The sequence below is a fragment of the Rhodopirellula sp. SH410 genome, from assembly GCF_055811895.1.
The window spans coordinates 965,609-992,268 of record NZ_CM147949.1 but is presented as its reverse complement, the minus strand read 5'-3'; the positions used below and the strand labels follow the sequence as shown (position 1 = coordinate 992,268).

The 26,660-nt window shown below is 57.6% G+C and carries 15 protein-coding genes; 7 read left to right on the top strand and 8 right to left on the bottom strand.

Annotation, left to right across the window (positions count from 1 at the left end; all coding sequences use genetic code 11):
- Positions 1-28: 28 nt before the first annotated feature.
- Complete coding sequence (locus tag SH410x_RS03955; RefSeq protein WP_473674828.1) at positions 29-1,300, bottom strand: transposase; 1,272 nt, start codon at positions 1,298-1,300, stop codon at positions 29-31.
- A gap of 359 nt (positions 1,301-1,659) precedes the next feature.
- Between SH410x_RS03955 and SH410x_RS03950 the strand changes: the two genes are divergently transcribed.
- On the top strand, positions 1,660-3,990 hold the full coding sequence (locus tag SH410x_RS03950; protein ID WP_473674826.1) for an RHS repeat-associated core domain-containing protein: 2,331 nt from the start codon (positions 1,660-1,662) through the stop codon (positions 3,988-3,990).
- Positions 3,991-4,026: 36 nt separating this feature from the next.
- Here SH410x_RS03950 and SH410x_RS03945 read toward each other — a convergent pair whose 3' ends face one another.
- The 4 genes from SH410x_RS03945 to SH410x_RS03930 all read right to left on the bottom strand — a co-directional run bounded on the left by SH410x_RS03945 (position 4,027) and on the right by SH410x_RS03930 (position 9,012).
- Complete coding sequence (locus SH410x_RS03945; RefSeq protein ID WP_473668492.1) at positions 4,027-5,118, bottom strand: IS630 family transposase; 1,092 nt, start codon at positions 5,116-5,118, stop codon at positions 4,027-4,029.
- A 927-nt stretch (positions 5,119-6,045) separates the two neighbouring features.
- Entirely contained in the window at positions 6,046-7,167 is a 1,122-nt protein-coding gene (locus SH410x_RS03940) for a transposase (protein ID WP_473674824.1), read from the bottom strand.
- Positions 7,168-7,317: 150 nt separating this feature from the next.
- Positions 7,318-8,439: an ROK family protein gene (locus SH410x_RS03935; RefSeq protein ID WP_473674823.1), complete on the bottom strand. Its 1,122-nt coding sequence runs from the start codon at positions 8,437-8,439 to the stop codon at positions 7,318-7,320.
- 138 nt (positions 8,440-8,577) lie between these two features.
- A complete protein-coding gene (locus SH410x_RS03930) occupies positions 8,578-9,012 on the bottom strand; it encodes a helix-turn-helix transcriptional regulator (RefSeq protein WP_473674821.1) in 435 nt (144 codons plus the stop codon).
- Between the two features lie 268 nt (positions 9,013-9,280).
- Here SH410x_RS03930 and SH410x_RS03925 point away from each other — a divergent pair, with 268 nt between their 5' ends.
- The 5 genes from SH410x_RS03925 to SH410x_RS03905 all read left to right on the top strand — a co-directional run bounded on the left by SH410x_RS03925 (position 9,281) and on the right by SH410x_RS03905 (position 18,854).
- Complete coding sequence (locus SH410x_RS03925) at positions 9,281-10,921, top strand: proton-conducting transporter transmembrane domain-containing protein (protein WP_473674819.1); 1,641 nt, start codon at positions 9,281-9,283, stop codon at positions 10,919-10,921.
- Between the two features lie 109 nt (positions 10,922-11,030).
- On the top strand, positions 11,031-13,640 hold the full coding sequence (locus SH410x_RS03920) for a YbcC family protein (RefSeq protein ID WP_473674817.1): 2,610 nt from the start codon (positions 11,031-11,033) through the stop codon (positions 13,638-13,640).
- Positions 13,637-15,754 carry an ATP-binding cassette domain-containing protein gene (locus SH410x_RS03915; protein WP_473674815.1) on the top strand — a complete coding sequence of 706 codons (2,118 nt, stop codon included), beginning with the start codon at positions 13,637-13,639 and terminating at the stop codon, positions 15,752-15,754. Before SH410x_RS03920 ends, SH410x_RS03915 begins: the two co-directional genes overlap by 4 nt.
- Positions 15,745-17,085 (top strand): HlyD family secretion protein, encoded by a 1,341-nt coding sequence (locus SH410x_RS03910; protein WP_473674813.1) that lies wholly within the window; start codon positions 15,745-15,747, stop codon positions 17,083-17,085. The genes SH410x_RS03915 and SH410x_RS03910 overlap by 10 nt, the downstream gene beginning before the upstream one ends.
- The gene (locus SH410x_RS03905) at positions 17,082-18,854 is read left to right on the top strand and encodes a TolC family protein (RefSeq protein WP_473674811.1); all 1,773 of its coding nucleotides are present in this window, start codon (positions 17,082-17,084) and stop codon (positions 18,852-18,854) included. Before SH410x_RS03910 ends, SH410x_RS03905 begins: the two co-directional genes overlap by 4 nt.
- Before the next feature lie 246 nt (positions 18,855-19,100).
- Here the strand turns inward: SH410x_RS03905 and SH410x_RS03900 are convergent, their stop codons facing one another.
- Positions 19,101-20,852: an alanine/glycine:cation symporter family protein gene (locus SH410x_RS03900; RefSeq protein ID WP_473674809.1), complete on the bottom strand. Its 1,752-nt coding sequence runs from the start codon at positions 20,850-20,852 to the stop codon at positions 19,101-19,103.
- Positions 20,853-21,306: 454 nt separating this feature from the next.
- Between SH410x_RS03900 and SH410x_RS03895 the strand changes: the two genes are divergently transcribed.
- Positions 21,307-22,599 carry an alkaline phosphatase family protein gene (locus SH410x_RS03895; protein WP_473674807.1) on the top strand — a complete coding sequence of 431 codons (1,293 nt, stop codon included), beginning with the start codon at positions 21,307-21,309 and terminating at the stop codon, positions 22,597-22,599.
- 227 nt (positions 22,600-22,826) lie between these two features.
- Here the strand turns inward: SH410x_RS03895 and SH410x_RS03890 are convergent, their stop codons facing one another.
- Positions 22,827-23,222, bottom strand: coding sequence for a diacylglycerol kinase (locus SH410x_RS03890; protein ID WP_473674805.1), 396 nt, complete (start codon positions 23,220-23,222; stop codon positions 22,827-22,829).
- Between the two features lie 23 nt (positions 23,223-23,245).
- Positions 23,246-26,641, bottom strand: a complete 3,396-nt coding sequence (locus tag SH410x_RS03885; RefSeq protein ID WP_473674803.1) for an LPS-assembly protein LptD — start codon at positions 26,639-26,641, stop codon at positions 23,246-23,248.
- Between the last annotated feature and the right edge of the window lie 19 nt (positions 26,642-26,660).

Sequence of the window (26,660 nt, the reverse complement as noted above, 5' to 3'; positions counted from 1 at the left end):
CAGTCGGCTGAGTAGCAGCGTTTTTCATTTAGTTTGAGGCTAATTGTTTTGCGTTTGTTTGAGTTATCGGTGGTAACTCTGCATGCGAGGAAGTTAGCCGATGCCAAATGCGATTCCAGATTCCGCTTCGGTTCGCTGTCCGAAGATCGACGATGAACTGGCCCGTTAAGCGGTGCCAACGCATGCCCGATTGCTTGAGCCGTTGATTGAAGATCACCTTGCATCCCGCTTCGGTAATACCGCTGCCGATCGGATCACCGATCTTCTTCCGCTCAGCATAGTCCATGTGCACCTTGTATTTCTTCAAGTAGTTCAGCGCTGGTGCGAAGTCTTTCCTGGTTCCCTTGAGTCCGCCACGTCGCTTCTGTTGTGCCGCTCGAGCGATCACGGTCTTGATGCCGCCCTGCTCGTGACGCAGGGTATGGCGTTGCTGCTTGGCCCAGTGGTTGGCTGCGTCAGTGCCACTGCCGAACAGCGACGCGGCGAGCTGCGAAACATATTCACAAGCATGAAAGAAGTCCACGCACCAAGTCCACTTCAGCCGCCGGTTTGTCAGCGGGTGCTTCATCTTGCAGAGTACATCGCGATAGTACGCTTGCGGGTGGCAGCCAGCGTCGGTGACGTAGCGAAGTTTCAACACCTCCGATCCAGCCCCACGCAGTACGCCTTGGATCACTTCGGTCAGGCGCCGGGTCATCGTCGGCTGTTCGCTCTCGGGCATCTGGCCCAAGTAGATCGTCCCGACTCGTTTGCGATGGCGATCGTAAACGGCAATCGTTCCACAGGACGCTTCCTCCCAACAGGGACGCGTTTGCACGAACACTCCGTCGCGGCCCACTTGCAGTAAAACGTCGTGTTTTCCATCGCTCCGTCGAGCCTCCTGGATCCACTGGATTAGTTGTTTAACCGCCTCTTCGTCGTGCACGGTGCGGACTTGTGTGGCCAAATCGGCGACGACGCGGCGGTAGGCTTCGACTGATGGCGTGACACCGAACCGCTCCGCCAACATCTCTCGCGCAGCTTGCTGTGGCAGGTCCGCAGCCAAACGACCGGTGACTTCCGCCAATGCCGGAGTCATCCGCTTGGCCACGATCCCCAATCGCACGTCCAAGGGAGCGATCCCTGGAGCTTCGCTTTGTGTGTTTTGAAAGAACCACCGCTCAAACGAGACGGGCCCGAAGCGGGTGTCGATCGTGTTGGTGGTGCGGCGATTGCGTCTGAAACTTTGGCCATCGAAGCGGAACGAACTGACTGTCTGATCGCGGTCGTCCGACTCGATGTTTCGGACGGCTCGTTGCATGATTAGCCGAGCAAGTTCTCGAACGAGACGTTCCAACCGCCGCTCGAACTTATCGGTGCTGGCGGGCGTGATCTCTGCTCGGGAAAAAAGATTGTACCGCTGCGATGACTCTCCAGATGACGCTGACCAAGTTGCTTGCGAACTCGACTTCGAAGTGAACGAAGAGTTGTTCAAATGAACCCAGCGATGTGGTAATCTGTTTCATGGCGTCCGTTCCTTTTGAGATGTTTGGCCTGCAAACCAAAAACACCCATTGGGACACGGACGCCGTTTTTCTCCTATAGCAATCCGAAAAATCACGGCCACGGCGAACTGCTACCAGGCCGACTGCACCCGCATCGGATGATGAAAACCAAACCGTGCAGTTCACCTACACACCCGATGGTGAACTCAAGACACTCACCGCCGTTAACGCCTCGACCGGCAACCAGGTGACGCAGTACATCTACGGCACCACACTGTCAGACAGCGCGATCGCGTCGAGCAGCCTGCTACGCCGCGAGATCTACCCCGATTCGACGGGCACGTCCGATAGCGTCAGCTACACGTACAACCGCCAGTCGCAACGGACCAGCCTCACCGACCAAAACGGTACGACCCGCCAGTACGACTTCGACGCCCTCGGTCGTCAGACGCAGGACCGGGTGACGACCTTGGGCGCAGGCGTCGACGGAGCGATCCGCCGAGTGGAGCAAACCTACGATGTTCGCGGGAATGTCTCGGCGGTGACCTGTTATAATAATGCGTCGGTCGGCAGTGGATCGATCGAGAATCAAATCACCCGGCAGTTCGATGGGTTCGGACAAGTGACGAAAACGTTCCAATCGCACAGCGGCGCGGTCAACCCCGCCTCGACACCCAGCGTGGGACGGTCGTACACCGATGGCAGCGGGAACGTGCTGCGTCCCACCGCCACGCTCTATCCCAACGGGCGAGAAGTCACGCTCGACTACGGCAGCAGTGGCTCGATCACCGATAAACTGAACCAGGTGTCCAGCCTGATCGATGATGATTCCACCGTCTTAGCCGCCTACGAATACCTGGGCGTTTCCACGTTCGCCCAACAGGACAGCACACAGGCCGATCTGCGTTACACGCTGATCTCGCCAACCCTGTCGACCGACCCCGACACTGGCGACATCTACAGCGGTTTGGATCGCTTCGGTCGGGTGAAAGACGTCCGCTGGCGAGACGTCTCGGCAGGCACCGATCTATCCCGGATCGAGTATGGCTATGATCGGGCCAGCAACCGCACTTGGCGAGAGAACCCGTCGGATCCCAGCCGGGAGCACGACTGGCTGTACGCATACGACGGACTCAACCGCCTGCAGTCCGCTCAACGTGGCCAGCTCAATGGCACGCACACCGCGATCATTTCGCTCGACGCCGCCCAATGCTGGACGCTCGACCCGACGGGGAATTGGAAAGAATTCCGGCAGGACGAGAACGGCGACGGTACCTGGGATTTTAATCAGACGCGCACTGCGAACGAAGTCAACGAGATCACGGACATCAGCAACATGCCGAGCGACATCTGGGCGACACCCGTTTACGACAGGAACGGTAACACGACGACCAACCCCCGCCCTGATCTTGGCACCGACGCGACAATGACGGCGACGTTTGACGCCTGGAACCGGATGACGAAGCTGGTCGATGACGCGACTTCGAACGTGCTGCTCGAAAATCAGTTCGACGGCCGCAACTTCCGGATCGCTGCCAAGGAGTACACCTCGGGAACCCTCGCCCAGACGCGAGAGTACTACTTCACCGACGCCTGGCAGTGTGTCGAGGAACACGTCGACACGTCGAACACGCCACGTCGCCATTACGTGTGGGGAATGCGGTATATCGACGATCTCGTACTCCGAGACCGGGACATCTCACCGTCGGGTGGACTCTTGACTGAGCGACTGTATTACCTGGCTGATGCGAACTGGAATACGACGGCGGTGGCGAGTGATTCGGGGAGCGTTCAAGAACGCTATGAGTACGACCCCTACGGTAACCTAAGCATCTTCGCGGCCAACTTCACGCCGCGAGCGGTAAGCACCTACGGCGTCCACTACACGTATACCAGTCGCGAGTGGACACCAGATGCCGGGCTGTACTACTTCCGCAACCGCTGGTATGACGCTCAGCTGGGGCGGTTTAGCTCCAGAGACCCTATTGGGTTCGAAGGAAGCCCTTGGAATCTTTTGGAGTATGCATCAAGCAGTTCAATGACGAGGGTAGATCCTTTAGGAACGTGGGATTGGGGGCCTTTCGGCGGTGGTTTTCACAATGCGACTAACGAACCAGTAATTGTTGCGGAAGGCGGTTGGGAAGATGAAGACTTTAGTTGGGAGTATTCGGAAATTGCCCCAGGCGAAAGTAGCGACAGTGGACGAGACATCGACTACGTTTGGCTTCCCTTGGAACAGCGTTGGGTAAAGATCGAGCAGCATTGGCTTTGGTTAGATGACAAAGTCGTTCTTGTTGATATCGATGAACACAACCAAGGAACTTTCTATTTGCATTGTGAGCGTCACACTTCAGTTAGCTTTGATGGCTGCCAACCGAAATTCGAAACTCGTCTTGAATGTACTCTTGAGCCATACAATCCTCCAAAACGTTATCTCCTCCCTCCCCTCAAGACGCAACCTAACCAGGGAGGACCACCGCCAACGCTGCCCGAAGTTCGTAATTGAGATTTAGAAGCATGAAGCTAAGCACGTCGGGTGAATTTATTCGGCATAATTAAAAAGCGTAGGCATATACGACACTTCTCCAAACTCATTGAGTGTTTTCGTAAGTGTGTTTAGCAGTGTACTGAAGCGCTCCCAGGCGCCAGCGGGGAGCAGTTGGTACTTGAGTTTTTTCCAAAGCATTTCAATTGCATTCAGCTCTGGACTGTATGGCGGCAGATGGTAGATGTAGAGTCCTTTCTCTGCCCAGTCTTCCATGCGAGTTTGAAATGCTCCGCTCGTGTGGACTGAGGCATTGTCAAGGACCACAACAGTTGGACCGTCGATTGTTTGGCAATAATCATCGAAAATTGCAATCACCATTTCGCTGTTCACGTAGCCTTTGTGGAGATAGGTGTGGGTTTCACCGTCTTGACCCTGAAACCCAATCGCTTGAACGTTGCTGCCGTGTGCCCCGGTTACGGGTATTTCGTAGCGTCGACCGATCGGTTGCCATCCGTAGGGAACAACTCCTTTGAGCGAGAAACCCGCCTCGTCAAAGTAAACAACGTTCAAATCCGGTTCTTCGAGAAACTCGGCTAGCTCTTCCTTGGCCAATTGAAATTTCTTTTCATCCCGTTTTTGCCGCAAACTTCGACGATAACGTTTCCAACTCAGCCGAAACCGCCTCGCGTATTCTCGCAGAGTGGGTCGCTTGATTTCCTTGCCGGTTTTTTCTTTCAGCTCTTTCAGCACCTTGGCTGGTCGATTCGGGTATTTTCGAAGTAGTCGCCGGAGAGTTTGCTGCTCTGAGGCGTTGAGTATCGGCGGCGCACCGGGATGCTCGGAGTCTTCAAGTGCGTCGGGGCCGCCTTCTGAAAATCTGTCAATCCAACTGGATACCGAATCTCGATCCACGCCAAAGATATCGACAAGGGAACTTATTTCGTACTGTTGGTCGCTGAGTAAGATTGCGTGCGCACGAACTCGCGTATAGTGGCAATGATGACTTTTCCACATTTCCGTCAGTTGCTGTTTTTGCTCGACTGAGCCAATTTGTGCGAATTTTGTAGAGGGGCGTGCCATTTGAATCTCCCGGTTCGTGAAACAGGGAGAAACATGATGCTTCGCATAATCTCGACCATCGAGCATTTGCTAGCAAATCAGAAAGGATTCCCAACTCAACATGGGTGCAAAAAGCTTGCCAGTTATACCGAAATACTTACCCAGATGTGCTTAGTGTCCGTGCGAAAACCACTGAAATATACAATAAGAAGCCTGCTCGTGGTACAGATTCCAATTGCACTTGGCTGTTACCTGTTGAACCAATGGCCGCAACGCAATTGGCCCAATGCATTGCACGTCTTCGCGTTTTGTTCGTCGCTTTCTATGTTCAGCATCATGTTTTTTGACACATGCAAGTTGAGTGCGTTTCGGATTGGTTTTTTCGGGGGTGGGATTTTGATCGCCTTACACCTAGCAATGTATTTCACAATAGGGATTTGGAAGGTTTTTATCTTGGATCCCTCACCGTCTGACGCTGGTTGGTTTTTCGAGGAGGGCCTGCTGCTCGAGCTAGTTTTGCTTCCGTTGGCGTATACTTGCATTTTCCTGCTTCCCGTCTGTGTGGGTAGTTTTTGTGGAGTTGCTTTTGGATTCATGCTTAACGTTTCTGGAAAGCAGATTAAACGCTGCTATAGAGAAGAATAGGATTATGGTGTCCGGTACGAATGCCGCGTGTTTTAGCGTCTTGATCAACCGGTAGACGATTTCGGTCGATCAACCACAGCCTGTAGTGCTAGCAAATAACGCACACAGTGTGCCGGCATTTGCTGTGCCAAGATTCGTCTTTCAAAGACGGCGAGATCCCGCTCTGATGTGTTGGAAGCAATCTAAAGAAAGAAAGAGGGCCACCCACTTTTCAGTCCGGGCTGCGGTTTGTATTTCGGCCGATTTAACTACGATCGGGGCCTCGCTGAATGCCGCCACCGAGCATCGGGCTGATTCTGATCCGATTCTCCGATATCGGCGCAGCAGCGACCCCGGAGGGAATCAAAGTGGAAGGTTTTCCGAAGACGGTCAGGCCGAAGATATCCCGAGTGGGTTGTCACGGGCGCAGAGCCAACCTTGGCCGCGACGGCTGGCTTCCTCGGCGAGGTGTTCTGCGCTACCCGCTGCTCGCTTGAACACCCGCCCAAATCGGCTCACAACGTCGCACCAGGCATGGGTATCCAAGCCCATACGTGTGAGGATCGGCTGCAAGTGCGAGGGGATCGCACCGACCTTGTCACTGCGGAGTTGACGGCCCGTCCAGTCGAGCAGTTCCAGATAGCTCGCCAACGAGACACTTAGGAAATCTTTCAGGCTGCCTCGCCTGCCCGAATGATCCAGGTGCGGCCCGACGGGATCGTGCTGCTCGTCAATTTCGATTGGACTCATCCAGCCGCTGCGATGCCGACCGCGGCTTCGCTCCCAGTCATGGGTGCTTTCGCGGGTCCGATCGGAGCAGTGAGTCAAGTCGTCAATCCGATCCTTGGCTCCGGTGTACTCGCTCGATTCAGGCGTTTCCGCCATGGCGGCGCGAATTGGGTTGAGATCCACATAGGCCGCGCACGCTAGCAAGCTCGCTTCATCGAGGAGTACCTGTGCCCGAAAACGACCTTCCCAAAAGTGGCCGCGAGCCTTGTCTTCGGCGTTGCTGCGGCGAGCAATATGCTCGGCGAGACAGCGCATATACCAACTCACGTCAGACAATCGCTGACGCCGCGAGGCTAGAACCGCCGGCTGATTCAGGATCATGTTCAGTTCCGGTCTCGTTGGCACGGCGGGGCTGCCGTCAGGGTTGCGACGTGCGGGGAACAGCCGCAGCCAACGCTGGGCGACCTCCTCGTCCGACCACGCCGCGACGACGTCCGGGCGACTTCTTAAAACGAGGTGCAGGTGATTGCTCATGATCGAAAACGTCAGGCAATCGATCGCGAACACGGAGGCGAGTAATTCCATTCGGTCGCGGATCCAGCCCCTGCGGTGCTCGAAGGACTCTCCTGTAACGGGATCGGTCCCACAGAGCCACGCCTTGCGGACGCACCTCTCGATACAGTGGAGGATCTGAATCTCATTCGGATCGATCACTTCCCCACGAGCTTGCCTGGGCATCTTCATCACCTCCATCAGCGTCACGGTTTTGAGCAGCGAAACCATCGGCAATGGTACGCAAGCCGCGATCGAAGGCAACCATTCATTGCCTGTCCCTATTCTCCTTCCTTGCCTGTCCCTATTCTCTCCCCTGTCCCTATTCTCTCCCTATTCTCTTCTATTCTCTTTTTCTCACTATCCTCATTCCAACACGTTTTAGCAGCAGGCTGCTTCGCCCCTGGGAACCAACGCGTCGACGTAGGCACCGATCACCGAGGCTTGGTCGCCGCAATGCGAAAACGTGATGGCATCAAAACTGCGGAAGCCGTCCAACGCACGTTGGTAAAACGCGTTTTTGACGGTGGCGAGATAACGATCGCGAATCTGCGGTGCGAGATCGCACACCCCGCCGCCGATAACGAGTTCGTCGTAGTCACCGATGTACTGGATCATCAATAACGCGATGCCCAATGCCGTCGCTTGATCATCGAACAGTTCCAACGCCAACTCGTCTCCTGCGGCCGCCAACTCTCGGAGTTTTTTGGCGCGATCTTTGGATGTCCCGGCCACCTTGTGCAAGGAGTGATCTTTCCACTGATCGAGTTGCAATCGATAGCCGAGTTGATGGGTCAAGGCGGTCAGGGACACAGCGGATTCCACCGTACAGAACGCATTGCCGACTTGCAGTTCTTGGTCGTGCGGGTAACGAAACGCATCAGCGGGCAGCATCAGGTGTCCCGCGTGCCCGGCTCGGCCCTCACTGCCGCGGACCACTTCACGATTACGAACTTCACCGCCTCCCAGCCCCGTGCCGACGGCGACCATGAAGAGCGAGTTCAGCTCAGGCTCGGGACTTTGGATTTGAATATTCAGTTGCGACGCCAATTCGGGCTGCATTTGAATATCGCCCCGGCGGACCGCGAATTCCCCCAATGCCGCCGCTTGGCCATCGCCGAGATACCGCACCGCGAGTCCATCAATCGCTGCATCGACCCGGGGATCCTGACGAGCCTCGGCTCGTAGTTTTGTTTCGAGCATCTCGCGGACTGGACAATTGTTCCAGTCGGCATGCTTCAGGTTGGGCGTGGACAGCAAGACGCCTTCGCTGGTCGCTGGCCCCGGCGTCGCAATCGTCACCATTTCGACGTCTTGGAGCTGTTTCCCGTGGGCGCCGAGAACACGTACGATTTCGGCTGCGATATCGGCGATGGTCGCTGCGGGGCCCTCGTCGCTGCGAGTCGCAAACTGCGGCGTGATCTCCAGCAAATGCCCCTCGGCATCACCCATGCACACCGTGGACGTCGTTCCGCCCACATCCACTCCAATATAAATCCCCACGCCTCGCCATCTCCCAAAATAGACCATCGCACCCAAATAACAGAACACGCATGAGATTAGCGATTCGGCAGTGAATTTCCAGGCCCAAGGGTGCACAAGATCGCTGACCGCCCGAGAGCGGTCCCGTTGGCCACCGATTTAGCCGTGGATAAATTCCAGCAGATCGCCAATCGTGCGGTGAGCTTCGACAGCATGCCGCAAGTGCTCTTCGGTAAGCACCTCATACCGATTTTTTCGTCCGACCCTCTCGCGGCGAATGAATCCCTCGGCTTCGAGGTCCTGGACGATCCGCTGCACCGCCCGCTCGGTAATCCCTACCTGAATCGCCACCTCCCGCAGGACAAGCCCCGGATCGGCGTGCAGAGCGATCAGCACATGTGCGTGGTTGGTGAAGAACGTCCAACGGTTCGCGCTCGGTGCGGCCGCGCTCGGTGCGGCCGCGCTCGGTGCGGCCGCGCTGGATTGCGTTCTCACGTCGACCTTTGAGGGGACGTTGGCCGGGTCTCCGCCAGCATCACTCGCAGCGATTTCAGGCGACTTGCTCGTCGAGGTTCGATTTGTTGTGCGTTTCACGTCGAATTCAGCCAAATTTCACGCGTCGAGACAGTGCGAAGGCGGCCCGCGTGACCGCCATCCGTGCTGACTAGCATACCATCGAATTCGTGAAATGAAATTCGCCTAATGTTTCGAGACGGCAAAACACGCGTTTTTCCTCAATTTCTTCCAAGCATCCCGGAGAACGACCCAAGAATCTCCGCCGCTTCAGACGAAACACAATTGACGACTCCTGTGTCGTGCTTTATGTTTCGCGTATCAATTATCGCCACTCAGAGATCGCCCAATGAATTCCTTGGTCCCCTTCCTTCTGGTCCTGTCCTCGGCAGCATTCATCGCGGTCGGGTGCGTCCCCAACCGGTTCGCATCACGCCATCTCCACGGCTTCCGCCGCTCGGCCACCTTTTTGGCAGGGTTACAGGCGTTGATCGCCGCGGGCGTAGGGATTGCGATCGGGACGGGGATCACGCTGCCGCAGTCCTCCACGCTGGTGCGTTTTTCGAGCGAGCTGCCGCTCAATGTGTCGGTGTATTTCGACTCGGTCGCGGCAATCATGTTCGCGCTGGTCTCGTTTGTCGGCTGGGCAATCTTTCGCTACTCGATGCGATATCTCGACGGTGAATCGGGCGAGGGTCGGTATTACCGCTGGACGAGTTTTACGCTCGGTGCGGTCTGCATGATGGTCGTTTCGGGCAACCTGCTCATGTTCATTGCGGCGTGGGTGATGACGAGTTTGGGCCTGCATCAACTGCTCATCCAATACGGCGACCGCCCCGCGGCGTGCCGCGCGGCGTGGACCAAGTTCACGATTAGTCGCATCGGCGACGCGGCATTGGTGATCGCGATGGTATTGTTCTATCGCCAGTACGGCACGCTGGATTTTGCGGATTTGTTCGCACTATCGGGCAAGTTACCCGAGGCGACGTCAACGACGGTGGCGGCAGGCTTTTTATTGGTTGTCGGTGCCATCACAAAATCGGCGCAGTTTCCATTTCACACGTGGTTGCCGCTGACGATGGAAACGCCGACACCGGTATCGGCCTTGATGCACGCGGGCATCGTCAATGCGGGCGGTTACTTGATTATCCGCACCAGCCCCCTGCTAACACAAACGCCTGCGGCGATGACGATGTTGGCGTTGGTCGGTGGCGGGACGGCTTGTTTTGCCGCGATCGTGATGTTGACGCAGACCAGCATCAAAAAAACGCTGGCATACTCGACCATAGCCCAGATGGGATTCATGTTGCTGCAGTGTGGCCTCGGGGCCTACTCAGCGGCGATGCTGCACATTGTCGCCCACTCGCTCTACAAGGCTCACGCATTTCTGAGCAGTGGTAGTGTGTTGAGCAGGCGTGCCGCGATGCGAGGCGTTTCCTCACCGATTGAAGCCGGCAACGGATTTCGATTCTCCGGTGCACCGGGAACAATGTATTCACGGGCTACGGCAACCCTTCGATCGGACTTGGGGTCGACTCTCGCGGCAGCGGTTGCGTCGCTGGCGCTGCTCGGGTTGGCCTTCACGATTTTCCGACTCAATCCGATGGCAAAGCCAGGCGGTCTCTTGCTCGGCGGTCTGCTGTGCTTGGCGTTAACGGACTGGCTCGGGGCCGTGCTACGCAGGGGAGACAAGGAGCTGTTTCTGCGCTCGCTCGCGGTAGGTGGTGCGTTGTGCCTGACCTATTCGGCCAGCTACCTCGCGGTGGACGCATTCGTCTCGCCGAGTTTGCCCGCCGTCACGGCCCCTACGGGTTGGTTCACGGTCACCACGCTCATCGCAGCGGGCTTCGCGGGCCTGTTCTTACTGCAACTGCGAGTGAGGTCGGGAGGCCGCAGTCACTGGCTCGACCGCTGGCACATCCACGCCTCCAACGGGTTCTACATCGAAAGCATATTGCGCCGCGTGTTTGGCTCGATCGTCTGTAGCTAGTCAAACCTGACAGCATCCCAGCGACTTCGCCAACGACGATTTGTACGACACGCATGATTCACACGAACTGACCGAACTCTCTTTCAGCAAAGCAACACAACGCATGACGATGACACCTTCTCGAGCCGAGATCGAAACCACTTCCTTCGCCCTCGATGATCGCGTGCAAGCGCATCATGACAGCGAGCTCGCGGCCACCTATTTCGGAAACATTCAGTTTTCCATTCAAGACGCAATCACTGAAGTCGCGGGAATCATCGCGCCGGTGTGGCCGCTGAGGGACTACGTGGCGGTGAATCCCTATGCGGGGCTGGCGTCGAAGCGATTCCTCGATGCACGACAGTTTTTGCAATCGTTTTCCGACTGTGAAATGTTGATGCCGCTGGAATACTATGCTGCTGCGTTTCGCGAGCAGCGATTCAATCGATCCAATATTCAACACGCGATTGAGGAGCTCAGTTCAGAGGGTCTGGCCATTCCTCAAACCGTCGGTGACATCGCAGCAAGATTGGCGAGCGTGCAGGACTTCACCGCGGACGTCCATGAAGACTTTCTCCATCGATCGTTCTCGGGGATGCAGACCGTCGCGGAAGTTGCCACGGGCGCCAGCGGAGTCAATTGGGCGGAGGTGATTCGCGACGAGGTCTCGAAACATTGTTCCGCCCACTACGACGAGGGCCAAGCGACATGGTCGAGCCCAACGTCGCACCTGTCGCTCTACGCGGCCTGGCGAGCGACTGCGTCTTGCGATCGGAACGTCGAGTTTTTGGGGTTGCCGGGATTCCGTCACTTCGTCGCTCAGTTGCCATCCCATCCCGAAGCCGCGATCGCACAGCTGCTCACCCAACTCCGCGTTCCGCCACGGCTGCGGAGCACATTTCTGATGTGTCAGGCGTACTCGATCCCTGGCTGGTCAGCGTGGGCAAAGTACCAGACGGACTGGAAGGACTCGCCTGATGCCGTGTCACTCCAAGTCGAGGGAGGCGATCTGGCGGGCTTGCTGGCCATCCGGTTGGCGTATGACGTCGCCCTGGCGAGCGTGAAGTCGCTCACGATCCAGTGGGACGGTTTTGCTCGCGGCTTGGCCATCCACGGTACTTTCATCGGAGACGCGAAAGAGGAGATCGCGGTACGCATGGTGCTGCTGCGTGCCAGCGAGATGGGATTCCGCAACACCTTGCTGCAATCGCTCAAGACGTCGATCTCCGACTCACCACCAATTGCTTCGCAACCCAAACTGGCCCAGATGGTGTTCTGCATTGACGTTCGCAGCGAACGAATTCGCCGTCATATCGAATCGCTCTCGCAGGGCATCGAAACCTTCGGCTATGCAGGATTCTTTGGGATGCCGATCGAGTCCGTACCGCTCGGAGCGGCAAGTGGGGACTCGCACGTGCCCGCCCTACTGAAACCGAAATTCAAACTCCATGAGAGTCTGCCCATAGGCGAACCAACTCGTCCAGCGCACATACTTTCGAAGCGAACCCGAATTCGAACGTGGCGTCGAATCTGGACCGAGTTCCAAACCAGTGCGGTGAGCTGCTTCGCCTTCGTTGAAACGACGGGAGTGTTCTACGGGTGGAAACTCGCCAAGCGAGCCTTCGGAATTCATTCCGCCGCCGCGACCGGTCGCTTCGACGCCGTGCCGCCCGAGCTCTGCGACCGAGTGGGACCGGTACTGCAGGATCTCGCTCGACAAGGCTTGCCCCCCTCGCACCAAGCCGACTTAGCAGAGTCGATGCTGCGTGGGGTGGGATTGACGACAGATTTCGCGCCACTGGTAGTACTGTGTGGCCACGCCAGTCAAACGGACAACAACCCGCTCGCTGCGGGACTGGACTGCGGTGCGTGCGGAGGTCACTCGGGCGAGCCCAACGCAAGGTTGGCGGCGATGCTATTGAACCAACCATCGATCCGCACTCTCTTGGCGGAGCGGGGCATTGACATTCCAAGCAACACTCATTTTCTCGCGGGCCTGCACAACACGACGACAGACAAGATTCAATACTTTGAATCGCATCGTGTTCCCGATTCACATCAGAAGGCGATGGCCAGTCTCACCGAGCTCTCCGATCGTGCGGGGGATCCGACGCGACTCGAAAGGATGCTAACGATCAAGAGCGAGAGTACCGCTGATTTGTTCAGGCGAGCGGTTGATTGGTCGGAGGTGCGGCCCGAATGGGCACTCGCGGGAAACGCGGCATTCATCATCGCCCCCCGCCGCATGACGCGAGGCGTCAACCTCGCAGGTCGATCGTTTCTACACAGCTACGACCATCAACAGGATCCGGATGGCACCATTCTCGAAGCGATCATGACCGCGCCTCTGATCGTCGCCCACTGGATCAACATGCAGTACTTTGCGTCCACGGTCGACAACAAACATTTCGGCAGCGGTACCAAAACGATCCATAATGTTGTCGGTCAGTTTGGGATTCTCTCGGGCAACGCGGGAGACCTCAGGACGGGTCTACCATGGCAATCGGTACACAACGGCGTGAGCTTCCAACACAGCCCGATGCGACTGCAGGCCGTGGTCGCGGCACCGCTGCTGTCAATCGATCGTGTCTTGGAAAAACACCCTGCGGTGGCCGACCTCGTCGAGGGCGATTGGTTGCATTTGACCGCGATCGATGGTGCCCTGACCTTCCGCCGCGATCTATCCGGCGGCTGGATCCCGGTGCAGGGTGAGCTGAGCGGCATGGGTCAAACCGAATGATCCGTACCACTACTAATGCCGGCAAGCAAGCGCCCGATGCGGAAATGATCTTGGGAACGCTTATTCGTGTTGGACACTGTTTGGGTGTCACCGTCGAGCCGGGGGACGTGCATGGCAACGAAACGGTTGCCGCAGGTCAGGGTGGCATCTCGCTGTTGCGGGCGGCAGCAGCCCAATCGAACATTGAGCTTCGAGAAGTCCCGCTACGCGACATCCGAGACGCATTCGGGATGGTCCGCGACGGAAGTCCTATCGTCTTATGGTTCGAGGACGGGGAACTGGCGGTACTGGAGCGAACGCGTGGGCGTCGCTTTGAGGTCAGCAGTCGCGGTTCCTGGATCCCCCACGGCATCGTCAGTCGCCGGCGTGTCGCCCGACTGCAGCGTGGCGACAAGCCACCGACATGTTTCGTTGCCACGCGTCGGCTGGAGTGTGATTCGATTTCAGCCCACCCGGCTGACTCTACAGTGCCGGCCGCAGGACATCAGGCACCGCATCCCAAACCGATGCAGCGTTTCATCGGGCTATTGAACCTGGACCGCAGCGATATTGGACTCGTCTTTCTGTTCGCGTTGGTCGCCGGGATCATGTCGTTGGCAACGCCACTGGCGATTGAAGCCTTGGTTAACGTGGTGAGCTGGGGCACGCAATTACAACCATTGATCGTGTTGGGATTGATGTTGCTAACTTGTTTGAGCATCGCGGGAGTGCTGCGAATCCTGCAGACCGTGGTCGTGGAGATCATTCAGAGGCGGCAGTTCGTCCGCATTGTCAGCGATCTGTCCCATCGATTCCCGCACGCCAACCAACGATTTTTGGTAGGGCAGTATCCGCGTGAACTCGCCAATCGGGTGTTCGACATCATGACCATCCAAAAAGCAACCGCGGTGCTGCTACTCGATGGCATTTCGATCGTGTTGACGACGGTGTTGGGGATGATCGTGCTGGCATTCTATCATCCGCTATTGTTAGGCTTTGACGTCGTGCTATTGGTGTGCATGGTCGCCATCACCTGGGGCCTCGGAAGAGGCGGCATTAACACATCGATTGACGAATCGGTCGCCAAGTACCGTGTCGTTCATTGGCTGCAGGACGTGATTTCACAGCCATCTATCTTCAAATCCGGTGGCGGTGCAACGCTGGCGATTGAGCGTGCCGATCGATTGACCTCGGAGTACTTGGTCGCTCGGCAAAATCAGTTTCGTGTCGTCATTCGCCAAGTCGCCTTTGCGATCGCATTGCAGGTTGCCGCTTCGACGGCGGTGCTGGCCCTGGGTGGCTATCTGGTGATCCAAGGTAAGCTGACGCTTGGTCAACTCGTGGCCAGTGAGCTGATCGTGACGGTGGTCGTCGGTTCTTTTGCCAAAGCGGGCAAGTCCATTGAGAAATTTTATGACCTGATGGCTGGCATCGACAAAGTAGGGCATCTCGTAGACATCCCGACCGATCCCCCCATCGACCTGGGAAATCGCCCGACGGGGCCAGCCGAGGTCGTATGGGATCATTTGAAGTTTGTCACCGCAACGGCGCAATCGCGGGTCAAGGCGGCACAGATCGATGCGGGCAGCCGAGTGGCGATCGTTGGCAACGATACCAGCGGACGATCCCGATTGGCCGAGGCGCTCGCAGGGATGTCAACAACCATTCAGGGCGTCGTGCAGATCGCGGGGATCGAAGCGACGGAGGCGGCCGCAAATAGCGAGGGAGACATCGTCGCCTACGTGGGCCCCAAAGATATCTTTCATGGCAGCCTGCGCGATAATGTGAGTTGTGGGCGCCGTGGGATCAACCACCGACGAGTGCGTGAGGCACTCCGAAGCGTTGCGATCTCCCCGAGCAGCGTGTCCCTGGACCAATCGCTGCAAACCGGTGGCTTTCCACTCTCTCGCGATCAGATCATCCGATTGATTCTCGCTCGAGCAATCGTGTCACAACCAAAATTGCTAGTGATCGATGGTGTACTGGATGAACTCGATGATCGCTCGCGGGCTGACATTTGGAACTTGGTGACAGACGATGCTGCGCCGTGGACCTTGGTGGTGAACACCCAACGAAATGATATTGCCGAACTTTGTGATCGTCAGATTGAGGTTTCCCAAAACATATGCGTTTAAAACAATCCGACACGGAAGACTTCGCATCGCTGCAGATGGTGCGTACCGGAAACTGGGTGCGGTTCTTTGGAAAGCTGACCTTTGTGTCGCTACTCGTTTCCATCCTGGCCATGTTGTATGCGCCCTGGCAGCAGACCGCTCGCGGGGTCGGTACGGTGGTCGCCGTCAATCCGCAACAACGCCCTCAAGCGGTCCGCAGCCCGGCCAAAGGTGTCGTCGAGTACGTCAAACCGGGACTGCGGGAGGGATCTTACGTCACTCAAAATGAACTCCTCATGCGTTTGGCCCCCTTCGCCGCAAACGGCATCTCGCAAGTCGACATGCAAATCACGGCGATGGAAGCACAGGAGGCGGCTGCGATATCAATATTGACCGTTGCCCAGCAGGCCACCGTGCTACAGGCAAACTCCGGCAACAGCATGACAGCGTCCTTGACTCAGGATTTGGAAGCGGCCAAACAAAAATGGGCGCAGGCTAAGAACGAAGTCACCTCACTGGAAGCGGAATTGGCGGACAAAAGCAATCAGCTGCGAATCGCCGAAGAGGTCGCTGAACAGGGGCTCGTTTCGCGCGAGGAACTGTTCAGCAAGCGCAAGGGAGTCCAGTCGCAGGAGGCAAAGGTCGACAAGGCTCGAAACGCGGTGCACGAATTCGCCGCCATCCTGATTTCGAAAGAGGAAGAGATCGATTCCAAACTGCAGGAGATCTCTATCAAGAATCGCACCGCCGAACAAAAGGTGCTGGATTCCATGCAGAAAATCAACAAAATCGAAAAGGAAATTCTGGATCTGCGAAACAAACGAGCCGAGTTCGATCGCTTGGAAATGAGGGCTCCGCGATCGGGGCGAATCCAAGAATGGTTCGGCCTCGAGGGCAGTGACACGATTAAGGAAGGCGACCAACTCTTCGTGATCGTCCCCGATGCGGACGAACTCGGGGTGGAGATGCAAATCAACGGCAACGACATGCCGTTGGTTCAAGTAGGCGACCGCGTCCGTCTGCAATTCGAAGGTTGGCCCGCCGTTCAGTTCGTCGGTTGGCCCTCGGTCGCGGTCGGCACTTTTGGCGGTCAAGTCAACCGGGTCTTTCCAACCGATGACGCGAAAGGCAACTTTCGCGTGCTGGTGACGCCGGACAATCGATTTAAACGTCAGGATGACTGGCCGGATGACCGATACTTACGGCAGGGAGTGCGTGCGAACGGTTGGGTTTTATTAAAACAAGTCAGCTTGGGATACGAGTTATGGAGACAACTCAACGGATTCCCGCCCGTGATCGCAGATCAAAAGCCAGGCAAGGTCAACACCAAAGTGAAACTTCCTAAAGCATGATCAAGATCGCTCAAAGAATCGCGAGCGGGTGTCTATGGGTGATGCTTGCGATGGTGGGAACGACGGCGGCCGAGCCGCCACTGCCCGCGTCACGGCAATCGATCCAGGGCGACGAGTCGTCTTTCGCGGCATTGTTGGGCTCACCGGGAATGCTCGAAAGCAATCTGGAACCGGTGCAGGTCCACGCCATCGAGATGTCGGGCGTAGGCCTGTTCTCGACGGCACAAACGCGAAATCCGCCGCCTGATCAGGAGCTCTCCGTCGAACAGATTCCAGCGGGGATGTCGGAGCCAGAGATGCAGAACTCGCTCGTGCTCGCCGATGTGGTCGCGAGCGTCTATCGGTCGTATCCAGAGATCGTCCGTGCGCGGCAGCAACCGGGATTGGCAGCGGGTGAATTATTATCCGCGTACGGAGCATACGACACCAAACTGAGCACGTTTTCGTACTCCGAACCGACAGGCTATTTTCGCAATTACCGCAATGGACTCCAATTGGCCCGTCAAACTTGGTGGGGCGGATACGCTGCTGCCGGTTACCGTATCGGGCGTGGCTACTACCAACCCTGGTATAAGGAGCGTCAAACCAATGAAGGTGGCGAGTTCAAAATTTCACTTGCCCAGCCGCTCCTCAGAGGCCGGGCGATTGATCCTCAGCGAGTCGCCGTCTTCCAAGCCGACCTGGATCGCCGCGCCGCCACACCAATCATCCAGCGTGCGATCCTGGACGTGTCGCGAGACGCGATTGACCAATACTGGCAGTGGGTTGCCGCGGGGGCCGTTCGCCAGGCACAGCAGGAGTTATTGGAAATCGCCCGCAGGCGTGGGAAGCAGTATGAAGCCGGGTTTAAAGCCGGAAAATTTGCGGAAATCGACTTAATTCTGAACGAACAGTTGATCGCCGAGCGGGCGTCCAACCAATTGGAATCGGAAAGAAAGTTTCGAGCCGCGGCATTCAAACTGAGTTTGTATTTACGAGATGCTGAGGGACGTCCACTCGTGCCCGATGCCGCGTGGCTTCCCGAGCGATTTCCGATGATCGAGCCGCTACCCGCTCGCGATTTTGAAAGCGATTTGGCCGCCGCGCTAAGCCAACGACCTGAACCGCAGATTTTGCAGTACGAAATCCGCGGCGTGCAGCTTGATCGTCAATTGGCCATCAATCAGACACGGCCTCAATTCGACATTATCGCCGAAGCGTCCCAAGATGTCGGTGCCCGAACAACTCCGGAAAACGAGAAAGGACCGTTTAAACTTGTCGTCGGTTTCACTGGCGAAGTGCCCATCCAACGCCGCAAGGCGCGCGGCGAAATTCAATCCACCAACGCCAAAATCGTACAAACGACTGAAAAGTTACGGCTGATGAGGAACAAGATTGGGGTGGAGTTGCAAACGGCCTACAACACGCTGGTCCTCTCTGCCGAGATCGTCGAGCAGGCTGACAACGCACTCAAGGCGGCCGTTGAAACGCTCGATCGATACCGTTTCGCGTTTGAACGGGGCAAAGTAGACCTGATTTACTTGAATCTACTTGAAACAAAGACGAATCAGACCGAGATCAAGCTGATCGAGGCCCAGCGAAGCTGGTTCGATGCGCTCAGTGAACTGCAAATTGTCATGGGCCTCGATCCTCTCGACCAAGCGATTGGAGTGTCGTCCATGCCGCCCAGTCCGTTGCCGGGCCCCGGACATCTCCCCCCACCGCTCAAAGTCCAACCGAAAGCATGGGAGGAGGACTGGCGTCGGCATCAGGATGGCAATGCGCCATAGTGCGTCGTTCCCGTCCCCCCGTGAGATCGCACCGGAGGGGTCGCGAGATCAATTGCCCAACCCTGATTCAACAGCCCACGACGAGTTAGCGATCGCCAGCGAGCCAACCATCCCCCTAACCGCTGAACCCTGAACCCTGAACCCTGAACCCTAAACCCTGAACCCTGAACCCTGAACCCTAAACCCTAAACCCTAAACCCTAAACCCTAAACCCTAAACCCTAAACCCTAAACCCCAACGATACACTCAGCGTTTTCCGATCGCGGTCAGATAGCTGCGAAGTTCGTCGCGAACCTTCGGGAATAACAGCACGAGCCCGATCATGTTGGGGAACACCATCGCGAAAATCATCGCGTCGGAGAAATCGATCACCGATCCCAACGAAATGGCCGCACCAATCACAATCACCATGCAGAACAGTAATTTGTACGTCAGGTCAGCCACCTTGCCGCGTCCAAATAGGTATTTCCAGGATTGCAAACCGTAGTAGGACCATGAGATCATCGTTGAGAACGCGAACAGAATGATCGCGATCGTCAACACATAGCGGAACCCTGGCAGTTTGGCATCGAAGGCGGCCGACGTCAGATCGACGCCGCCCAGGCGAACGCCATCAACGATCACGTTCTTCGACTCGACCGCCCCCCATTTGAAGGAGTCATCGGCGTTGAAAAAAACGATGACCAGGGCCGTCATGGTGCAAATCACCACGGTATCCAGGAAGGGTTCGAGCAGTGCGACAATGCCCTCGGAGGCTGGGTACCGGGTTTTCACCGCGGAGTGGGCGATTGGAGCCGAACCCGCTCCCGCTTCGTTGGAGAACGCGGCACGTTGGAAGCCCTGGATCATCACGCCGATCAAACCGCCCAAAGCGGCGTCCGGTGTGAACGCACCGCGGAGGATCACGCCAAACGCCCACGGGATCTTGTCCCAATTCATGGCGATAATCACGACCGACGCGGCGAGATAGATGATCGCCATCAGCGGCACAATTTTTTCCGTCACATGGGCAATCCGCTTGATCCCGCCAATGATCACGAACCCCACCAGGATGGCCATCGCGAGTCCGATCAGCGTCCCGGCCGACCCGGTATCGGGCAGCCCCAGGAGCGATTTAATTTGCTGAGCGGCTTGGTTGGATTGGAACGCGTTGCCGCCGCCGAAGGATCCGCCGATACAAAACAGAGCGAACAACATGGCGAGCACCTTGCCGACGGGCCCCGCGCCCATTTCGGTCAGCCCTCGATGCAGGTAGTACATCGGACCGCCATAGACGGTCCCCTCGGCATCGACATCCCGGTACTTCACCCCCAACGTGCACTCGACAAACTTTGTCGACATCCCGAGCAGGCCGCAGATAATCATCCAAAACGTTGCACCGGGGCCACCCGTCGCCACCGCGACGGCCACGCCCGCGATGTTGCCTAACCCCACCGTGCCCGAAACGGCTGTCGCGAGTGCCTGAAAGTGCGTCACCTCGCCCATGCACTTGTCATGACTCGTGTCGACCAGGCCCTTGTCAACGCCCGCCGCGTCGAAGTCGTTGACCTCTTCTGGGCTCCGCTGCTCGATGTCATCAAACTTGCCGCTGACGACCTGAAATGCCAGCGGGAGGAAACGCAGATTGGGAAAGACGAACGCAAGGGTAAAAAAGGCGGCCCCACCAACCAGGAGAATCAGCACAAACGGCAGCAGTCCCGCCCCCGGAATGTAAACCTCAAAAAAAACAATCCCGCCCCACGTGTCCGCCACGGGCTTGAACCACTCATCGATCTTCTGATCCAACCCCAACGTGACCACTTCCTCGCCAGTCAACGCCATCGCGGGATCTGTTTCCGCGAGATCCGTCAGGGGGGGATCCGTCTGACCGACTCCCGCAGAAGGAGGTGCAGCAGCATCGGACTGGGCACAACAGGTTTGGCCCCCGACAACAAGCAGGAACCCAATCAGCAAGAACAGGAGCAATGGACGACGGCTTACAATCACGTGAAATGACATAAATGTGAGAACGCGAAAATGGTGTTGAATGCAAATCGGATCGGCCGGAACGAGGTCGGGGCCGCTGACTGAGCCGAAGGATAACATAAACCGCGTTCGCTTTCCGCAGAGACCCGCTCTCCCGCGACCACCCTGATCCCACCCACACGCTGTGCACGCGCGGAGAAACAATGCCCACAGGGTTCTTGCTCAATCCCACGTTTCTCGCTTTTTTCTGGCTGATCCGGGCCAAGCGTACTTCGGCCGGGTGGGAACTCATCCGCGTTCGCGTCGGTCGAACGAGCCCTTTTTTCTGGATCTTTCGTTCCGAGGGGCCGTCCCCACGGTCGATTCATTCGGCGGCAATCCCTACAACGGTAAGAGAATCCTGACGGTTTTCCCTCTGGCTGCCGCCTGTCGAACCGGGCAGCGACGAGGAACTCACGAGCAACACATTCGACCCCGAGAATGACCTATGACGCAGCGGCTGTGCATCCTCAACGTCGTCGGACTGACGCCGGACCTACTGCCCCACGCCCCGCGTCTCTCGCAGATCGGCGTGGCGCGGCCGTGGACCAGCCCCGTGCCCGCGGTCACCGCCACAAGCCAGGCGACACTGCTGACCGGGCTCACCCCGCGGGAGCATGGGATCGTCGCCAATGGATGGCTGTATCGCGATACCCAGGAGATCCGGTTTTGGCAACAGTCGCGCACCCTGATTCAGGGCGAACTGTTTTACGAGCGTTACGAAACGGCCAAGATGTTCTGGTGGTTCAATCAAGCGACCACCGCGAAGTATGGCGCCACACCCAAACCGCACTATGGGTGTGACGGCAGCAAGGTATTCGACGTCTTGGACTGGACAGGTTGCGAGTTAACAAAGCAGCTTGGCCCGTTTCCATTTTTCGCCTTCTGGGGACCGGGCGCCGGCATCGCCTCGAGCGACTGGATCGCCGACGCCACGGCGCTGGTGCTGCGTGAGAAACAGCCTCAACTGACGCTCTGCTATCTACCACACTTGGATTATGATTTCCAGCGTTTGGATCATCAGGATCCGCGCCGCGTGGCCGAAGTCGACGCGGCGGCTGGCCGCGTGATCGACGCCGCTGATGCCGTCGGCGCTCAGGTCGTCGTCGTTAGCGAGTATGGACTGACAAAGGTGCATCGCCCGGTGCACCTGAATCGCGTCCTGCGAGCAGGCGGTTTTCTTCGTACCCGGTTAGGACCGTTTGGCGAAGTGCTATTGGTCGGCGACTGCGATGCAGTTGCCGTGGCCGATCATCAGGTGGCGCATGTCTATGTACGAAAGGCCTCGATGATTGACGAGGTCGCAGCGTGCTTGCGTCTTGTGCCCGGTGTGGCCGCTGTCGTACCGCCCGCGGAGCTCGATCTTGATCATCCACGCAGCGGCGAACTCATCGTGCTGGCCGATCCGGATGCGTGGTTCACGTACTACTACTGGGACGATGACCGTGACGCCCCCGATTTCGCCCGCACCGTCGACATTCATCGTAAACCAGGCTACGACCCCTGCGAATTATTCATGACCAGCCGCGTTCGAGCGGCCGCGAGATTACTGCAAAAGAAGCTCGGCATGCGATATAAAATGGACGTCATCCCACTCGATGCCACACTCGTTCACGGCAGCCATGGGTTGCTCGCAAGCGATCCCGGCAGCGGCCCACTTGTGATCGGACCCGGCGAGCCACCTGCCTCGATGACCGGTTTTGCCGACTACGTTCACACGCTGCTATCGGAGTCTATGTAGATTCGATGATTTTGGTGTCGTTCTTCGTTTCTCCGGTCAGCGTCCCGGTTACACTAGGGGGCAGTCGATCAGCGAGCTCGCTTTGATTTGCTTCCGGATGGGGTGCGTGGAGTCGTGGGATTAGCATGTAACGGCTGCGTATTTCAGTATTCCTCGCGCCCCATCCAGCCGCAAACGGGGCTCGCTTTGCAATCGACCTTCGCTATGCACCGGCGAGCCGATTGTCGTCAGGCATCCGGCGACGCTGCCCGCCCGCAAACTTCGATTAGCCAATGGTAGATTTCAGGGCCCAGGATCAGAAGCCCGATCGTCGCGGCCATCCAAGCAGCCACTAAAACGGCAGCGGCAGCAACGTCGAGGGCGCGCCCGATACGCGGGTCATGTTCGGGGTGCAGGACCGCGACGAGCAACTCAATCGCGGTGTTCAACAGTTCGGCGGTGAAGACAATGCCGATGGCAAAGATCAGAGCGATCCATTGCCAAAGCTGCAGTCGCAACAGAACAGCCAAACAAATCACGGCCGTCGCGACGCTCAGGTGAACATGAAAACTGGCTTGATCACGCAGCGCCCCAAAGAGGCCCACCCAGGCAACTCGAAATTTATTAGACCATGTCTGACTCATCGGAGCGCCTGCGGGATGACCATCTACTCGAGTCCTTCGACACCGGGCGGTGGGATCATTTGTCCGCCGAGTCGCCCCAGTCGCGAGGAGGGCAAGAACCGTGGTTCGAACATGAAGCCGAAACTCGTATTATCGCGGCCCGAATCGACGTTGGCACCGATCTGGAACAGGAATGATTCACCGATCCGAGTCAATCCGAACGTCTGCGTGTTACTGCCCGTGGGTCCGAAATCGTACACGTTGCCAGCCGAGATGATCCATTTCTCATTCAGACGATGATCGAGTTTTGCTTGCAGCACCGTGCTGCTGATCGGACCTTCGAGTGACAACAAACCAACGTACAAATCGCCGAGCCCAGGCCGACTCGTGCGGATACCACCGCTGAGCGACCGCAATCCCTCATCGAAGAAGTCGATGTAGCCGTCACCGAGCAGCGCCACCCGATCCCCTAAATTGTATTGTGCGTCAAAGAGCGTCGGGCCGACGGTCTCGCCAAAGTTATCGCGGTCGGCGCGAGGCATCAGGATGGTTTGCAGGTCAAAGCGGAATAGATCCACAATCCGTTCGCGGCCCGGCAGACCCCGTTTGGTCTGGAAGCGTTGATTCATGCTCAAACGCAGCTGTTGGATATCATCGACCACCGTGTTACTCGGGCTGGTCACGTTTCGCTGGATGCCTTGCCGAAGGGCATAGTTGCGCGGATCGAACTGAGTGGGCAGAGCGCCGCCAAAGGTTGTGTAAATGAACGAGCGGCGAAACTGTTCTTGCGTATGATCGTCCAGCGGATCGTAGTACGGCAGGTCTTCATAGTTGGTGTTGCTATCCGCATAAAAGTATTCTGCTGAAAGATCAATCTTGTGAGCGAGGCCGCGCACGTTGAGCAGACTGCTCTGGACGGTGGGGTCGACACGCGAGAGCGGTAGGTTCGCACGAATACCGCCACCACCCCACAATCGGGTGAGGGGGTCCCCGTTGATGTCTTGGCCATACTGCGCCACTTCGCCGATCGCGAAGGGTACGATTTTGACCACACCGGCCTGGATCGGCATCGACAACTCCTGCCGCGTTCGCGCCACAATCCCCTGGCTGGCGATCTCACCAGGCAACGTCGCCGTGACCGCCGCGGTCGCCGGATCGGTGGGCGGGTCGGCTGGGTTGAGTCTCTCGTAGCCAACCTGATTGTGCATCGACCACGTCAAACGATCCCCCAATAGCGATCCGCCTAGCGCGTAGTGATTGAATTCGGGCAGCCGCTCCGTCTCTTCGAAGAAATCATTGATCTGCACGTTGAAGTTAGCGTCGTATAATTGCGAACCCGCGTATTTCCGCAGACGCATTCCAGTGTTTCGGTTGGCGCGCTGATCCCAACGGTTCTCAAAATACTGCTCGACGAAATTACGATCGCTGATCCACCCTAACTCCGCGATGAACTCCCAGTCGTTGGGAAGGTAGTGCCGATGACTCAGCACCGAGGCTCCGCGAATATCGGTTTCAGGCACCAAATTATTACGACCGTTGCCGAGATTATCGAGCCCGTGGTCTTTGATGAGATAACTGTCATACGTCCCCACCACGGGGCCGGAGACACCGAAGAGGCTCGGCAGGGTGTAGTCGGTGTGCGATCCGATCGCCGGACCACGCATGCTCAAGTAATCCGTTAGCAAACTGGATTCGACACCGGCGGGCGTGTTCCATCCAAGTAGCTGGAACGTGTCCCATTCGAGCAGCACCTGCCGACCAAAAATCTGATCGCTCTTGATGCTCGCTCCATTGAGGTACATGTTTGGCTTACGCAGGGGCGTGGAGAAACGCGGCCAATACAGCACGGGAACCCCACCGGCATACACAAAATTCCCACTACTGGAAACATACGGCTCGGTATCCGGAATGACCTGGCCGGTTGCTGGATCGACCGTGGCAATGGGACGCTGTGTCAGTGAGAGTTCGTTGCTTTGCAGCCAATAGCCGGGCACGCCGAGTCGACTGCTGGTGACGGCAGCATTGTTAGCGACGTAGTGACCTCGCGCGACCTGCCGCATCACCTCGGCTTTGACTCTCGCAGTACCTTGCGTTTGCGGAATCGTCGCAATCACTTCGGCATCGAGAATCACGCCGACCTCGCGTGCCGCGTTGTAGTACATCGCATCGGCATAGACGATCTGGTCGCCCTGACGAACGACGATGTCGCCCTCGAGATAGAGTTCTCCTTCGGCATCCGCGGCGCTGGCCGCGCCGGTGATGATATCGCCCAACGGGGGCGTCCAAGCCACGATTCGGTCGGCCGACAAGGACACGGTTCCAATCGGCACTCGCAACCCCGTGGGCGTTTGCGCCATGATATCTCGCACCAAAACCGTGACACCGCCCGTGGCAACCACGATCGTTTCATTGACCTCCGTGCGATCGATCGTTCGGAAGTCGGTCGGTCGTGAGGTACCACGCGAGAGCAACTCGATGCTCTTGCTGCCACCACCGATCGAATAGGCCCATCCGCCGGTCGTACCTCCGTTGTCCGTCATGATCGGAGGTTCGGGCAGCGACCTCACCGGCCCCGCATCCGCGGGCGCTGCCAATGGGGGTGATGCGTAACTCGTCACCGGATCGTCGAGCGCCGATGGTGTGCGCAATGAGGGATCCGAAACCACACCGGATTCATCCCAGATCAAACCCGAGGGAGGGACGGTTTGCATGTTTGGATCCGGCGCAGGGGCCGGCAGTGGCTGGACCAACTGCATCGCCGGGCCGGGTGAAATAGGTTCGCTGTACTGCACCGGCGCAATCGTCGCCGAGCCGCTCGGTGCGATCTGGCCAGGCGGCGTCAAACCACACAGGGCCCACCACTGGGCCGGGACCTCTGTCTTGCCGCGGTACTGCTGAGCCCGTATTTCCGGAGGCGCCGATAAACGGAGCTCTCCCACAATTGGTTCTTGTTTGGTTTTTCCTGCACCGAGCGCAACACGATCCATTAACAACTTCACATTGATCGCATCGCCGAATCCATCGACGACCAACAGGATCGATTCGGCCTCGAAACGCTTGCCCTTGTACTCGAGCACGCAGTCACCGTGCAGCACCGTGCAGTCTTGAGACATCGGCAGGGCGGTCGCTGCCCCAATCGTGGCCACAGTTCCCGTCTGCGGCAGGGATGCGGCGGCGGCCCCCTCCCGCTGCCAACGGTACACGGTCTCACCCCGAACCCGTAAAATCGAGTCGCTGCTCCCAACGTCAATCCGCGTGGGGCTGGGGCGATCCGGAGGCGGTCCTTCGGCACGAGCAGTCAGCGAGTGCGTCGACAGGAGCATCAGAATGCCCATCATCGTCGTCAAGACCGGCAGCGCAGCAACGAACCGCGTCCATGCAAATTGAATTTTTTGCTTGGGCCGCGGTGGCGTGACGGTGGGGTGGACAACAGCAGCCAACAGGCAACTTTGCAATACA